Source organism: Campylobacter sp. RM9328 (assembly GCF_012978615.1).
The window spans coordinates 1-15,135 of sequence record NZ_LIWF01000008.1 but is presented as its reverse complement, the minus strand read 5'-3'; the positions used below and the strand labels follow the sequence as shown (position 1 = coordinate 15,135).

General features: G+C 37.5%; 12 protein-coding genes. 10 read left to right on the top strand and 2 right to left on the bottom strand.

The features are described from left to right. The first annotated feature begins 106 nt into the window (after positions 1-106). From thiC to CCAL9328_RS06440, 4 genes are all read left to right on the top strand, one after another. Positions 107-1,441 (top strand): phosphomethylpyrimidine synthase ThiC, encoded by a 1,335-nt coding sequence (thiC, locus tag CCAL9328_RS06455; protein WP_169972221.1) that lies wholly within the window; start codon positions 107-109, stop codon positions 1,439-1,441. Beyond that, positions 1,431-2,531 carry an Mrp/NBP35 family ATP-binding protein gene (locus tag CCAL9328_RS06450; protein ID WP_170000284.1) on the top strand — a complete coding sequence of 367 codons (1,101 nt, stop codon included), beginning with the start codon at positions 1,431-1,433 and terminating at the stop codon, positions 2,529-2,531. The genes thiC and CCAL9328_RS06450 overlap by 11 nt, the downstream gene beginning before the upstream one ends. A 163-nt stretch (positions 2,532-2,694) precedes the next feature. After that, positions 2,695-3,891, top strand: a complete 1,197-nt coding sequence (locus CCAL9328_RS06445) for a tetrahydrodipicolinate N-succinyltransferase N-terminal domain-containing protein (protein ID WP_169937832.1) — start codon at positions 2,695-2,697, stop codon at positions 3,889-3,891. A gap of 32 nt (positions 3,892-3,923) precedes the next feature. Beyond that, on the top strand, positions 3,924-4,406 hold the full coding sequence (locus CCAL9328_RS06440; protein ID WP_169937834.1) for a type 1 glutamine amidotransferase family protein: 483 nt from the start codon (positions 3,924-3,926) through the stop codon (positions 4,404-4,406). A 79-nt stretch (positions 4,407-4,485) separates the two neighbouring features. On the opposite strand, the gene glmS is transcribed toward CCAL9328_RS06440, so the two are convergent. Both glmS and CCAL9328_RS06430 read right to left on the bottom strand, forming a co-directional pair. Beyond that, positions 4,486-6,297, bottom strand: a complete 1,812-nt coding sequence (gene glmS, locus CCAL9328_RS06435) for a glutamine--fructose-6-phosphate transaminase (isomerizing) (RefSeq protein WP_170000283.1) — start codon at positions 6,295-6,297, stop codon at positions 4,486-4,488. Between the two features lie 3 nt (positions 6,298-6,300). Further along, positions 6,301-8,796, bottom strand: a complete 2,496-nt coding sequence (locus CCAL9328_RS06430; protein ID WP_169972218.1) for an HD domain-containing protein — start codon at positions 8,794-8,796, stop codon at positions 6,301-6,303. 113 nt (positions 8,797-8,909) lie between these two features. On the opposite strand from CCAL9328_RS06430, the gene mqnE reads away from it, so the two are divergent. The 6 genes from mqnE to CCAL9328_RS06400 are packed head-to-tail and all read left to right on the top strand — an operon-like array spanning position 8,910 to position 14,863. Continuing rightward, positions 8,910-9,974, top strand: a complete 1,065-nt coding sequence (mqnE, locus tag CCAL9328_RS06425) for an aminofutalosine synthase MqnE (RefSeq protein ID WP_349304197.1) — start codon at positions 8,910-8,912, stop codon at positions 9,972-9,974. 20 nt (positions 9,975-9,994) lie between these two features. After that, positions 9,995-11,308, top strand: a complete 1,314-nt coding sequence (locus CCAL9328_RS06420; protein WP_169972217.1) for an NCS2 family permease — start codon at positions 9,995-9,997, stop codon at positions 11,306-11,308. Between the two features lie 12 nt (positions 11,309-11,320). Then, positions 11,321-11,758 carry a phosphoribosyltransferase gene (locus CCAL9328_RS06415; RefSeq protein ID WP_169937844.1) on the top strand — a complete coding sequence of 146 codons (438 nt, stop codon included), beginning with the start codon at positions 11,321-11,323 and terminating at the stop codon, positions 11,756-11,758. Between the two features lie 12 nt (positions 11,759-11,770). Next, complete coding sequence (locus CCAL9328_RS06410) at positions 11,771-12,931, top strand: MFS transporter (protein WP_169972216.1); 1,161 nt, start codon at positions 11,771-11,773, stop codon at positions 12,929-12,931. Then, positions 12,928-14,148 carry a glycosyltransferase family protein gene (locus CCAL9328_RS06405; RefSeq protein ID WP_169972215.1) on the top strand — a complete coding sequence of 407 codons (1,221 nt, stop codon included), beginning with the start codon at positions 12,928-12,930 and terminating at the stop codon, positions 14,146-14,148. Before CCAL9328_RS06410 ends, CCAL9328_RS06405 begins: the two co-directional genes overlap by 4 nt. Continuing rightward, complete coding sequence (locus CCAL9328_RS06400) at positions 14,138-14,863, top strand: pilus assembly FimT family protein (protein WP_169937850.1); 726 nt, start codon at positions 14,138-14,140, stop codon at positions 14,861-14,863. The genes CCAL9328_RS06405 and CCAL9328_RS06400 overlap by 11 nt, the downstream gene beginning before the upstream one ends. Positions 14,864-15,135 lie beyond the last annotated feature (272 nt).

The window sequence follows — 15,135 nt, the reverse complement described above, 5'->3', positions numbered from 1 at the left end:
CTTGAATTTTGCTTTGTAAATTTGAAAAGATAGACATAAATTTATGTTAAAGCATAACAGAAGTTAAAATGCAGTAAAATTATCCGATTTCATTTTAGGAAAAATCATGAGAAAAGAGTGGATAAAAGAGCGTAAAAACGATGCTACTCCAACGCAGATGTATTACGCCAAACAGGGTGTCATAACGCCTGAAATGCACCATGTCGCAAAGGTTGAGGGTTTAGAGCCTGACTTTGTTAGAGAGTGTGTAGCAAAAGGACGCATGATAATACCTGCAAATATAAATCACACAAATTTAATCCCGATGGCGATCGGTATAGACGCAAAAACAAAAGTAAATGCAAATATCGGCAATTCAAGTCTTGTTAGTGATATAAACGGCGAGCTTGAAAAGCTTGATATTTGTCTAAAATACGGTGCAGACACGGTTATGGACTTAAGCACGGGAGGCGATCTTGACGAGATAAGAACGGCGATAATTAAAAATTGCAACGTTCCTCTTGGTACTGTTCCGATGTATCAGATCATACATGATGTTTGCGAGATAGAAAATTTGACCATTGAAGCGATGCTTGAAGTGATCGAGCGGCAGGCAAAACAAGGTGTTAGCTATTTTACGATACACGCCGGGTTTTTACTTAAATTTATGCCGCTTATATCAAAGCGTAAAATGGGCATAGTAAGTCGTGGTGGAAGCCTTATGGCGACTTGGATGATGCACTACCATAAAGAAAATCCTTTTTATGAGGCATTTGATCAAATTTTAGATATCTGCGCTAAGTATGATGTTGCTCTTTCTTTAGGAGATAGTCTGCGTCCAGGCTGCTTGTATGATGCAACTGATGAAGCGCAGTTGAGCGAGTTAAAGGTACTTGGCGAGCTTACGCTTAGAGCATGGGATAAAAACGTGCAAGTTATGGTCGAAGGTCCAGGACACGTGCCGTTAAATCAAATCGAATACAACGTCAAAATTCAGCAAGAGTGGTGTCATAATGCACCGTTTTATGTGCTAGGTCCACTTGTTACTGATATAGGTGCTGGATATGATCATATCACAAGTGCTATAGGTGGGGCTTTGGCGGCATCTTATGGTGTAGCTATGCTTTGTTATGTTACTCCAAAAGAGCATCTTGGCTTGCCAAATGCCGCTGACGTAAGAGACGGTATAATCGCCCATAAGATCGCAGCGCACGCAGCCGACATAGCTCGCGGTAGAGCAGGAGCGATAGATCGCGATCATGCAATGAGCGATGCTAGATATAATTTTGACTGGAACAAGCAGTTTGAACTAGCGCTTGATCCTGATAAGGCAAGAGAGCTGCATGACGAGAGCTTGCCTCAAGATGTGTTTAAAGAGGCGCACTTTTGTTCTATGTGTGGTCCAAAATTTTGTGCATATAAAATTTCAAGAAAGATAACGGAGGAAAATAATGTTAAATAAAGAGGAAATTTTAAAGCGCCTAAAAGGCGTTATATATCCTGGCTTTGAAAAAAGTATTGTGGATTTTGGCTTTGTAAAAAGCGTTAAAGAGGGCGATCCGATAGAGGTTGATGTTGAGATAGTAAGCTCAAATCCTGAGATGGTAAAAGAGCTAAAAGAGGATATTAAGCGTGTTTTAACACCGCATGTGGCGATTATTCGTATCGCTCAGCCAAAGATACCTGATGAGAAAAGCAACTCAGTTAGCGGTAAAAATATCGCACCTCAGATAAAAAATTTCATCATGGTTAGCTCTGGTAAAGGCGGCGTTGGCAAGTCAACCACAACTCTAAATCTAGCTATATCTATGGCTAAACTTGGTAAAAAAGTGGGAATTTTAGATGCTGATATTTACGGTCCAAATATCCCTAGAATGTTAGGCGAGACACAAACTCAACCGCAAGTTATCGGCAACAAACTAAAGCCTATCCTTAGTCACGGTGTTGAGATGATGAGTATGGGTGTTTTGATGGAAGAGGGTGCTTCGTTAATTTGGCGTGGCTCTATGATAATGAAAGCGATCGAGCAGCTACTAAAAGACGTGCTTTGGAGCGAGCTTGATATATTGTTCTTAGATATGCCTCCAGGAACCGGTGATGCGCAACTAACTTTAGCTCAAAACGTGCCTGTAACTGCCGGAGTATGTGTTACTACACCTCAAGTTGTTGCACTTGATGATAGTAAACGCGGACTAGATATGTTTGAAAAACTACATATCCCAATCGCAGGAATAGTAGAAAACATGAGCGGTTTTATCTGTCCTGATAACGGTAAAGAGTATGATATCTTTGGCAAGGGCACAACAGAGGCTATAGCTAAAGATTATAACACTCAAATTTTAGCTGAAATTCCTATCGAGCCGGCAGTGCGTGTAGGTGGCGATAGCGGTAAGCCTATAAGCTTTTATCAGCCTGAAAGCATAACTGCAAAACGCTACGAAGAGGCAGCTAAAAAGCTTTGGGAAGAGATAGAAAAGATAAATAATGACGGCGGTGCCGATAACTCTGCTATACAGCCTGTAATGGATGGACAGTCAGCTTGCAGTAAATAATACTTTTAAGCTAATTAAAATTCTAAGTCGACACCGGATTTGCTTGACTTAGAATTTTGTTACCATTTTTCTTTCATATAAATTTAAATTTTACTCTCATTTTTCAATCATCAATCTTTTATACAAAATTTGCTAAACTCTTTTAAAAAATCAGGAAGCAAAAATGTCAAAAATCGAAATAAAAACAGCCAATGAATTTAAAGAATTTTGCGAAACCCTAAGAGCAAGCGAAGGCTATAAAGACCCGATCGCTTTTGGTATCGCAAGGGTCGATAAAGGCCAGCTAGATCAAGATAAGATCTTGCAAGCAAGCTATGCGGCCGTAAGTTTTAAGGAAAATTTTTTAAGTGCGGCAGCTATTATCTGGGCTTTGAGCGAAGATGGGATAAGTGTTGATTTTAATGGCAGTGAATTTGTGGCGGAATTTAGCCAAAGAGCAGCAAAAAAAGCATGGAAACTTCTTGGTGTGTTTAAAGATGAGATGCAAACACATAAAAATGTTGAGGTGGTTTATAATGTAAAACACGCTCTTGAAGAGCAAAAAAATGTTGGTAAATTTCGTGTTGTTTTTATATTTGAAGATACAAAACCGTTAAGTGTAGAGGTTGTTTACCTTAAACTTTATCTGCTTAGTTTACAAAAAGCGCCACTTAGAAGTCTTGTGCTTGATGGAGCATTTGGTGTGCTGCCAAATGTCGCTTGGGATGCAAACAGCAAACCGATCGAGCTTGAATGGTTACGTCAAAACGAGGTAAATTTAAAGATGAACGGTGAGTATCCTACAATAGTTAGCGTAGATAAATTTCCAAGATATTTAAGTCATATCATACCTTGTGATAACACGAGAATCCTTGATAGTGCAAAGGTTAGGATGGGTGCTTTAATAAGCGCAGGAACAACCGTTATGCCTGGAGCTGCGTATGTGAATTTTAACGCGGGAACTACAGGAAGCGTGATGATAGAAGGGCGTGTAAGTAGTTCGGTGGTGGTTGGCGAGGGAAGCGATATCGGTGGAGGAGCTAGCATACTTGGCGTCTTAAGCGGAACAAATGGCAACCCAGTAAGTATCGGTAAAAACTGCTTGCTTGGTGCAAATTCGGTTACCGGCATACCTCTTGGAGACAAGTGCATTGTAGACGCAGGCATAGCTGTGCTTGAAGGAACGAAAGTGTATATAAGCAAGGAAGAGCGCGGTAAATTAGCCCTGATAAATCCTGAGTTTAAATTTGAAAAAGAAATTTATAAAGGTCTTGAGCTATCTGGAGTAAGTGGACTTCACTTCCGTCAGAATAGTCAAACAGGACAAATCACCGCTAGTGCAAGTAAAAGAGCAATAAAGTTAAATGAGGCGCTTCATTAAAATTTAGCTGAGATTTTTGATAAAGGATAGAGATGAAAGTTGGTATTTTGTTATATGACAAGGTAAATTTGCTAAATTTTGCTCAGATACATAGTTTTTTACGCACTTTTGAAAAAATAAGTGTAAAAACTTATGCTTTTAAAGCCGAGATTATCGATGAAAGCGGGATAAGGCTTCATCCTGAAATTTATGGAGAAAGTCTTTATGGTATAGATATGATGGTTGTTCCTGACGGTATCGGAGCACTTAGTCTAAGGTATGATGAAATTTTTTTATCATGGGTCAGGAGTGGCTCTAGCGCTAGAATAAAGATGTGTTTTGACCTTGGAGCATTGGTATTCGGCGGAGCCGGATTTTTAATCGGTAAAGAGGCTTGCATAAGAGGCGGATACAAAAATGCACTTAGCGAATACTGCATGGTAAATGAAGCAAAGCTTTGCGATGTTGACGGCGTGATAAGTGCAAGCGAATGGGGTGAGGAGACAAGGTCTCGCTTGGTCGAAATTTTAGGTTAGTTTTAAAATTTAGAGTCTGCCCTGACTAAAATCAAAGCGTTTTTTATCGCTTTGATCTGTGGTCAGGCAAGATATGAAGTTATTCTACGGTTACGCTTTTTGCTAGGTTTCTTGGCATGTCTACGTTGTTGCCAAGTCTTATTGAAATTTCAAGAGCAAAAATTTGAAGTATTATCATCATTTCAAAAAACTCGCTCATAGGGTGTTCTTGCTTGCTTGTTTTTATAAAATCATCGCTTAGCTCAAACTCATTTGGGCTTATGGCTAGTATGTAGGCATCCCTTGCTGCAAGCTCTTCAACATTGCTTTTTGTCTTTTCATAAAGCGTTGTTTGAGGCATTAGTGCGATAGTAAATAGCCTATCATCGGCAAGTGCTATAGGGCCATGTTTCATCTCTCCTGCAGGATAACCCTCCGCGTGTAGATATGAAATTTCTTTTAGTTTTAATGCCCCTTCAAGAGCTAGCGGATAGAATATATCTCTTCCGATAAAGAAAAATCCATGTCCATGCAGATAATGTTTTGCAAGACGGTGAATACGCTCTTGCAAGCTATTGTCGATATTTAAAATTTGAGGTATATGAAGTAAGGCTGAAATTTCAGTATCAAGCTCGCTTTGGCTTATGCTTTTTTTTGCGCTTGCCATTTGCAAAACAAGCATCCAAAGTAAAACGATCTGTGTTGCGAACGCCTTTGTGCTAGCCACGCCTTTTTCTATGCCGGCTCTAGTTAGAAGAGTTGTGTCGGCAAGACGCACGATAGACGAGTTATCAACATTACATATCGCTAAGGTTTTAAGTCCAGCCTCTTTTGCGATCTTTAAAGCTTCAAGTGTGTCGGCTGTTTCGCCGCTTTGAGAGATAACGATAAATAGAGAATTTGTGTTAAGCTTAGGCTTGCGGTATCTAAATTCGCTGGCAAATTCGACCTTAACCCTAACGTCTGCTAAACGCTCAAAAAGATAGCTTGCGGTAAGTGCCGCATGATAGCTTGTGCCACAAGCGCAAAGCACGATGTCGTCGATATTTTTTAGATATTCATCGGTTAAATTTTCAAGACAAATTTTACCGTTTTTAACGCGTCCCATTATGGCTTCGGAAACAACGGTATTTTGCTCGTAAATTTCCTTTTCCATGAAAAATCTATAACCCTCTTTTTGGGCATAACTTCTATCTTTTGGTAGTGTTGAAAAGTGTGGAGTTATCTTTTTTCCGTCTTTGTAAATTTCAATACTATCTATACTTACTACACCGTAAGCTTTATCGTCAAGATATGAAACCTCTTTTGCAACGCCGATTAACGGAGCATCCGAAGAGGCAAAGTAAATTTCGTTTTTATCGTTTTTGCCGATGGCAAGAGGTGCAGCAACTTTGGCAAAGAAAATTTTATTTGGCGCTGTTTTGGTTATAAGTAGCGTGGCGTAAGCTCCGTGAAGTCTTGCGATTGTTGCTTCGTAGGCTTTGAAAGGATCTTTTATATGTTTTAAGTTCTCTTCAAAAAGATGAACTATGACCTCGGTATCCGTTTGACTTAGAAATTTTACGCCTTTGCCCTCAAGCTCTTCTTTTAACTCTTTGTAATTTTCAATAATGCCGTTATGAACAACAAAAGAGTGCTCGCCAAGGTGCGGGTGAGCGTTGATCTCGGTTGGTTTGCCATGTGTAGCCCATCTTGTGTGACCTATAGCTACACCAAGACCGCTTGAGCTAAAATCTTTGGTCTTGTCGGCTAGATTATCAAGCTTGCCAACAGCCTTAAAATAGCTTATCTCATCCTGGCTCATGACAGCCATGCCCGCGCTATCATATCCGCGATATTCAAGCTCTCTAAGTCCGTCTATGATTATATTTCTTTTTTCGTCTTTTCCGATATATCCTACTATTCCACACATATTTTACTCGCTTATTAATAGTTTTAAAATTTTTTCGGCATTATAACACAGCTCATCGTTTTTTTCTATTAGGAAAAGGTTGCGTGTGCGATTTTTGATAGTTTGCACCTTTGCGCTTGTGATCTTAAAGTTCATTTTGCCAAATACACTCATCACGTATGCCATTAACCCTCTTTGATCTTTGGCGTTTATATTGAGCCTTGCGTATTCGTTTGAGTGGTTTATGTCAAAAGTTATCTCATCGCGGCTTATCTTAGGGGATTCAAGCTTGATGTTTTCATTACTATGAAGTGCCTCATCGGCCTTTACTTTTAAATTTAAGAGTTCGCTATTTTTTACATTTTTGTTAAATTCCAAGCGGATGAAAAATTTATCGTCAAACAACTCATAAATTTCCATATATGCAAGATCGTAAGCAGCCAAAACTGCAAGTAGGGCGGATAAATTTAAATTTTCGTTTGAGATGATTTTTACACTTAAGCTTTGGTTGTTTAAGACGTCCATTTGAGTTGATGTTAGGTTATACGCACGTTTTGCTATGTTTATGATATCGACCACACTATGTTTTGCAAATAATAAATTTGATGAAATTTTAAGTAGTTTTGCTTTTATAGCATCATCAAGCCTTTCAAATTCCTCGTTTCTTTTTATACTATGTTCTTTTTTTACACGCCTTGTTGCTTCATCAAGTAGCGTCTCATCGTCAAAGCTCTCGTATGATAGGTCGTATAGTTTTTTGAGTAGCTTTGCCGTGTATGGGGTGTAAAGTGTTTCGCTAGTGGCATTTATGACACAGTAACTAAGAATGTAAAGAAGCTTTAAATTTTGCTTTTCTGCTAGCTTTGATATGAAGCCAAATATCACGCGTTGCGAGTAGATGTCCTCTCTGTTTGCGATGTTGCTCATTAGAGTATGATACTTTATCAGTGTGACACCCGTGTTTGTCGCTTTTGCGCTAAGCTCTAGCTTGTTTGCGTATGCGCGGAAGATATTTGAGCCAACTACGCTGTGATCGCCACTTACACCCTTGCCGACATCATGCATTAAAGTGACCATTTTAAGCATTATGCGACCTTCGGCACAAAGCTCGCTGTATAAATTTTTTATAAATTTATCTTTTATGTTTTCAAGGTATTTGACACTAAGAACGCTGTGTTCATCAACGGTAAAGTTGTGATAACCGTCGTATTGTGCAAGTTGCGATATGTGCTCCATCGGTTTTACTAAAATTTGGATGATCTGGGCGTCAAGCAAGGCTTTTAAGATACAATAGGTATTGTTTCTTGCAAATATCTTTTTAAAATTCATTATCGCTTTTTCTAGCTCAGGTTTTGTTATGATCGCCCTTTTGATGTAGAAAATAGTGCTTATATCAAATTTATAGTCTATATCTTTTAGGGATAAAAGTTCTTTTATGAGCTTGTTTATACCAACTGGTTTTTTGTGTGTTGGCGTATAGACTATGTTTTGTATCTGATATAGTCCGTTTGAAAGTCTTGCGGCTCTTCTTTGAGTGAAATTTAGCTCGCTTTTAAACATAGGTCTGCAAAGCGACGCTGCCAAAAAGCGTGAGTATATCGCGATATTGTTCATATTGCTAAGCATTTTTTGGCTTATTATACTATCGGTATCTTGTGTCTTTTTGGACTTGGTTTGCATTAAATTTGTCACTTCGTCTACGCTTGAAGCGATAAAGGTATCGGAGTTTTTGGTTAAATTTAGAGCTGATTTTAGGCTCATTAAAAAGTCGGTGTTTAGATTAAACTCGCTAATTTCTTTCTCGTCCATAAACTTAAGAGCTTGAGTTCTTACCGAAACCTCGCTGTCAAGGCAGTTTAGTATGCAGTTTAAGTGCCAAATTTCATCACTTCCGCCAAAGCCTGTTTTTAGATTTGGCTCTTGCTCTAAGTATTTTATGTTTTCAAACGGTAAAAACGGCTTTAAATGATAGCTTAAAAACTCAAGTTTATTGTGCTCTTTTGCAAGTTGAATTTGGGTTTTTGCCATCCTGTAGATACTTTTTGAGCCACAGATATATCTTACCCATGAAATTTCACTTTTTACCTTTATATCGTCTTTGTAATGTAAAAAAAGTTCATCTATTTCTATCGTTTTTATCTGTAAATTTATAGAAGAAGAGTGGAGTAGTTCGATGAAAGTTTTGATAAAATTTTTGATGTTATATCCGCGAATATTTTTATAAACAATTAAAATTTCAAAAGCGGAATCAACCGAAACCAAGCCTTGGGCGTATTTGTTTGTAGCTAAAATACTAAGACTAAATGCATCTGTTTCAGGCGCAAAGTCGCCAAAATACTCTTTTACCAGTGCATTTAGGTATGTTTTTATAAAGTCGTCATTTTCTTTTATCAAAAAATTTACAAAATTTCTACCTTGGTTTTTCTGGAAAAATTTTGTCATTTTCTGACGTGACTGAGCAAAGGTCTCATCTGCCTTGATTATTAATTTATTTTGTTTTATATCCTCGATACTATACATAAACTAAAGCTCTCTTTAAAATTTGTAAGCGCTAATGATATTAAATTTTTGCAAAAACAAAGCTTTATTTTCATATAATCACCAAACTAGTTTAAGCTTTAGGAAAAGAAATAATAATGAATTTGATTAAAAAACTTGAGTCCGGCGATCGTATAAACGCCGAGGAAGCGCTTGGACTTTATGAACTTGATCTATTTGATTTAGCAAAATTTGCTGATGCTAAAAGGCGTCAAATGCACGGTAAAAAGGTCTTTTTTAACATAAATCGCCATATAAATCCTACAAATATCTGTGCTGACGTCTGTAAATTTTGTGCATTTTCCGCGCATCGCAAAAATCCAAATCCTTATAAAATGAGCCACGAAGAGATAATGCAAATCGTAGACGAGAGCGTTAAAAATGGAGCCAAAGAGGTACATATCGTTTCAGCTCATAACGCACAAAGCGGCTGGCAGTGGTATTTAGAAATTTTTAAGAAGATTAAGTCAAAACACCCAACTATCCATGTCAAAGCGATGACTGCGGCTGAAATAGACTTTTTATCACGCCATTACTCCCTTGGCTACGATGAGGTTATAGAAAAGATGCTTGAATACGGCGTAGACAGCATGCCTGGGGGCGGGGCTGAAATTTTTGCCGAAGATGTTAGGGCTAAAATTTGCAAAGGAAAAGTAAGTAGCCAAAATTGGCTTGAAATTCATAAAAAATGGCACGAAAAAGGCAAAGAAAGCAACGCTACGATGTTGTTTGGTCATATAGAAAGCAGGGCTGACCGTATCGATCATATGCTTAGAATTCGTGATTTGCAAGATATTACGGGTGGATTTAATGCATTTATACCGCTTGTGTATCAAAGGGAAAACAACTATCTTAAAGACGTGAAATTTTTGGGTTCGGTTGAAATTTTAAAAACAATGGCGATCTCTCGTTTGGTGCTTGATAATATGCCTCACATCAAGGCTTACTGGGCTACTTCGACATTAAATTTGGCCATGATAGCTCAGGAATTTGGAGCTGATGATCTTGACGGCACTATACAAAAAGAGAGTATTCAAAGTGCTGCTGGAGCCGCAAGCGCGCATGGGGTTACTTTAAAAACTTTTTGCGACTTGATAAAGACTTCGGGCTTTATCCCTGTTGAGCGCGATAGCTTATATAACGAAATAAAAACTTACTAATCACGAAAAAGGAGCTTACATTGGACTTTTTTAAACTAGCGCAAAATAACACAAGTGTAAGGCAAGAATTTAGTGCGGGGCTTACGACATTTCTTGCTATGATGTATATCGTGCCTGTTAATGCTATCATTATGAGCAAAGCAGGGCTTCCCATGGATGCACTTATTACCGCGACCGCGCTCATTACGATATTTTCAACTATATTAAACGGACTTTGGGCAAACACTCCTGTTGCTATGAGCGTAGGCATGGGCTTAAATGCTTATTTTACCTTTGGACTAGTTATCGGCATGGGCATGGCATGGCAAACAGCCCTTGGAGTAGTTTTTTTATCAGGTATCATCTTTGTTGTTTTGTCTTTTACAAATTTTAGAATCTGGGTTATAAAGTCCATTCCTCTTGATCTTCGCCGTGCTATAAGCGCCGGTATCGGAACGTTTATAAGCTTTATCGGTCTTCAGCAAATGGGTATTGTAGTAAACAGTGACGCGGTTCTTGTAGGACTTGGAAATTTAAAAGATCCGCAAGTGCTTTTAGGTATCGCCGGGATATTTTTTGTCGTGGCTTTTTGGGCTTGGAAGATAAGAGGTGCTTTTATCTTGGCGGTATTTTTAACATCTGCTTTGGCATGGACAGTAGGTATCTCACCTTATCCTAGCGAGTTTATTTCACTTCCCGCGTCTATGGCTCCGATATTTTTAGAGCTTGATATAAAGAGTGTATTTTTTGATGTAGCAGGGAATTTTACATTAGCGTTTTTGCCGGTTATTGTGGTGTTTTTTGTTACGGATCTATTTGACTCAGTCGGTACATTGACAGGCATTGGTACGCGTGTTGGAATGTTTGATGAGAGCAAAAAAGACGGTGTTGAAAAACTTGAAAAAACATTAGAAGCAGATGCTGTTGCTACCGTTGTTGGCTCTATGATAGGAGTTAGTACAACAACATCTTTTGTAGAAAGCACAAGTGGAGTTGAGCAGGGTGGCAGAACCGGTCTTACGGCTGTTTTTTGCGGTTCGTTTTTCATCCTTACGCTTTTTATGCTACCGTTGTTTAAGGCTATACCTGCAAATGCGATATATCCGGTACTTGTAATGGTCGGCGTGCTTATGTTTACTGAGCTTGGAACGGTAAATTTTAAAGATACGGCTGTTAGTATAGCGACATTTTTTATCGTTGTTTTGATGCCACTTACGTATTCGATCACAAATGGTTTGGCTTTTGGTTTTATAGCGTATTTGATAGTTAAGTTGTTAAAGCGAGAATTTGAAGATATCAGTCTTGGCGTGATAGTTCTTGCCTTTATTAGTTTTATTATATTTTTAGTTCATTAAAAAAGGAAATTTATGTTTTATTCTTATGAGGAATTTGCACTTGATGTGCAAAAAATGGCAAAACAAATAAACGATGAGTTTAAGCCTGAAGTCATACTGGCTATAGCACGCGGTGGACTTACTTTAGGTCACTCGTTAGCAGTTGCGCTTGAAAACAGAAATTTATTTACACTAAATTCCATTCACTATGACAATACAAATAAACTAGACACTATCGACATCTTTAATATCCCAAACCTTACCGGATATAAGAAAATTTTATTAGTAGATGATATTATCGATAGTGGCGAAAGCATGGTTGAGATAAAGCGAGAATTGCTTAAAATCTATCCTGATTTGGAGATTAAAATCGCTACTGTTTTTTATAAACAAAAGGCACTTTTATTGCCTGATTATAGAGTCAAAGAAGCGACGGAGTGGGTCGAGTTTTTCTGGGATATACATATTTAGTGGACTAAACTTGTGGCACGAGCGAATCTTTACTTGATGTATGTAGCCGCAATTCTTGCGATGTGCGTCATGTATGCCACACAACCTATCCAGCCGCTCTTTGAAAAGATGCTTGAAATTTCACGTTTTCAAGCATCACTTTTTACAACATCTTTTTTGGCTCCACTTGCCGTTGCTTCTATAGTTTATGGATATTTTTTGGAGAAATTTTCCATAAAAAACGTTTTGTTTTATGCCTTTTTATCATTTGGAATTTTAGAAATTTTATTTGCTCTTTCAAGCGGTTATTATTTGCTCATTTTTATACGAGGAATTCAAGGACTTATCGCTCCTGCCGCACTTACAGGCATAATGAGCTATATCGCGCAAAACAGCCCAAGCGGCGAAGTAGGGCAAAATATCGGCAGATATGTCGGGGTTACTATTATCGGTGGATTTATAGCGAGGTTTTTATCCGGGCTTTTTACCGATATTTTTGGCTGGAGATTTTTCTTTCTTGCGCTTGGAATTTCTCTTCTCATGCTAGCTTTTGCGATACAGAAAATATCTCAAGACGGCAGCATAAATTCGATAAAGCCTACCTTGCATGATGCTAAAGAGGTTTTTAAGATAAAGCATAATTTTTACATTTGCGCCTCGATATTTTTTGTATTTTTCTCTTTTCAAGCCATACTTAGTTTTGTTCCGTTTTACATGATGAGTCTTGGTGAAAATTTTAGCGGTTCAAAAACGGGCATGATGTATCTTGGTTATGTTGTGGGAGTGTTGATAGCGTTTAATGTTAAAAACATCGTCAAATTTTTTAAAAACCCTTTTTTAGCGGTTCTTATCGGCATAGTGATCTTTATCCTAAGTATTTTTATGTTTTGGTCTGATAACTATATCGTTTTATTTACGGCGATGGTTGTTGTTTGTATAGGAAATTTTATAGCGCATTCTGTGGCTTCAAGCACCATAAACGCCAGAGCAAAGCAGTATAAAGCCATGACGAATGGGTTTTATGTGAGCTTTTACTATACCGGCGGTGCACTTGGCAGCTTTGCCCCTAGTTTTATTTATCAAAATGGAGGATGGAGTGCATTTTTACTACTTTTGACATTCATGCTTTTAGCAGCTATAATCTTTATGGCTATTTTGTATTTTAACGACATTAAAAAAGAGAAAACTGCATGAGATTTTACGAAAGTTCGTCCAGGGTTAGAAATTTATTTATAATCTGCCTATTTGAGCTTGCTTTGTTGTTGTATTGTGGATTAAATTTAAGCATTAGTTATTATGAGGCAAGACTTTTTTTTCAAAGTAATGAGATTATAGGATATTTAGTTCGCGCAAGTTGTGCCATTTTTGGACAAAACGATCTTGCTTTGCGCCTTCCAATGATTATTTTACACGCATCAAGTGTCGTTTTGCTTTATAAATTAAGTAAATTTTATCTCAAATTTGAGCCGGATCGCATTATATGCACCTTACTTTTTATGCTACTTCCTGGCACGCTTGCTAGTGCTTTGGTGTTAAATAATGCAGGGCTTTGTATATTTCTAACACTTGCCATACTTTATGCTTTTCATGCCGGATATAACAGAATTTTTTATGTATTATTTTTTACTTCGTTTTTTATAGACGGCGACTTTTTGATACTTTATTTGGCATTTTTTATATACGGTTTATATAGAAAAAACGCCTTTTTGTCATGGGTTGGAGCTTTGTTTTTTTTGGCTAGTTTATATGTTTTTGGTTTTGACACCAGGGGCAGGCCAAGCGGACACTTTGTGGATACGTTTGGGGTCTTTGCTGCAGTTTTTTCACCATTTGTTTTTATCTTTTTTGTCTATACTCTTTATAGAATTTGGATAAAAGAGAAAAAGGATCTTTTGTGGTTCGTTTGTATCTGTTCGTTTTGTTTTTGCATGGTGGTTTCTGTTCGTCAAAAGCTTGAACTGGAAGAATTTTTGCCTTTTTGTATCATTGCAACACCGCTTATGGTTAGGGTGTTTTTTAATTCATACCGCGTTCGTTTACCGCAATTTCGCAGAACTTACAGGCTGATAACTGCACTTATCCTTGTGTTTTTGGGATTAAACTGGCTATTTTTGATTTTCAACCAAATTGCTTATAAATTTATAGATGAGCCAAATAATCATTTTGTTTATAAATTTGATGTTGCTAGAGATCTTGCAAATAGGCTCAAAGAGATGGGTTTGGATCAAATTTATACCGAAGATAGCAAATTGACCTTAAGACTTAAGTTTTATAATATTAATGTAAGCAATAGCAGCGATACAATTCTTTTAAATTCGCGTGATTATAAATTTGCAGATGTGAAGATTAAAATTTTTGATAAAACTATAGCTGCATTTGATATAAGAGAAAGAGATGCAGTTGGCAAGTAAAAGAGCCTTTACCATGATCGAACTTGTTTTGGTTATAGTTATAGCCGGTATCTTAGCGGCTCTTGCTGTGCCTAGAGTTAAGCGTGATAATTTACGCGAGGCAGCCGAACAGATAATTACACACATAAGATACGCACAACATTTGGCTTTGCAAGATGATAAATTTAAATTTGACAGCAAAGGCGATCCACAAAAAGAGTGGTATAAAAAACGCTGGAATTTAACTTTTAATAATACCTCTGTAACCAATTGCAATATTGACAAGAAAAATAAATCAAGTTGGAAATATCATATATATCATGACATAGCAAAGGATGGAACCGGGAATTTAAATTCCGTGTCGGAAGCAGCTAGTAATATAATAAAAAACGGACATCTTTTAAGCGCAGGTTGGCAAGGTATTTCTAAAGTGGCTTGTAAAAAAGTCGACCAGTCCTTAAACATAGGAAAGAGATATGGAGTAACAAATGTTACGCTTGAAGGTAGTTGCGGAAGAAATAGATCGCAAACTATATCTTTTGATGAGCTAGGAAGACCTATGCGCACAGTAAGTACTACTAATGGCGGTGGATCAGCAAGGGGATATGATAGGCTTTTAAAAGATAGTTGCAGGATAAATTTATCAGATGGAAGTTCAACGGTTAGTATATTAGTGCATCAAAACACTGGATATGCGTGTATTTTAGACCCTTCTACAAACCAATGTAAGAAGTAGAAAATTTTTCCCCAACTTTTTTCAATCTCCCCTCTCTTTTTAATCTTTCTTTAAGCATCATGCCTGTATAATTCCAGCTCACGAGTTGAGAGAAACCACTTTTAACCCTCTTGAGTTAATAAAGCTTTCCTTTTTATCGTTGTTCTTTTAAATTATTAATGTTAAACTATTAGTCAATCTTTGAAATCTAAACAAGTGATCGATTGAGCCAGTTTGCTATCTTAGCAAACTAAAACTAATAAATAAAAAACAAAAGTTTTTAGATTAAAAAC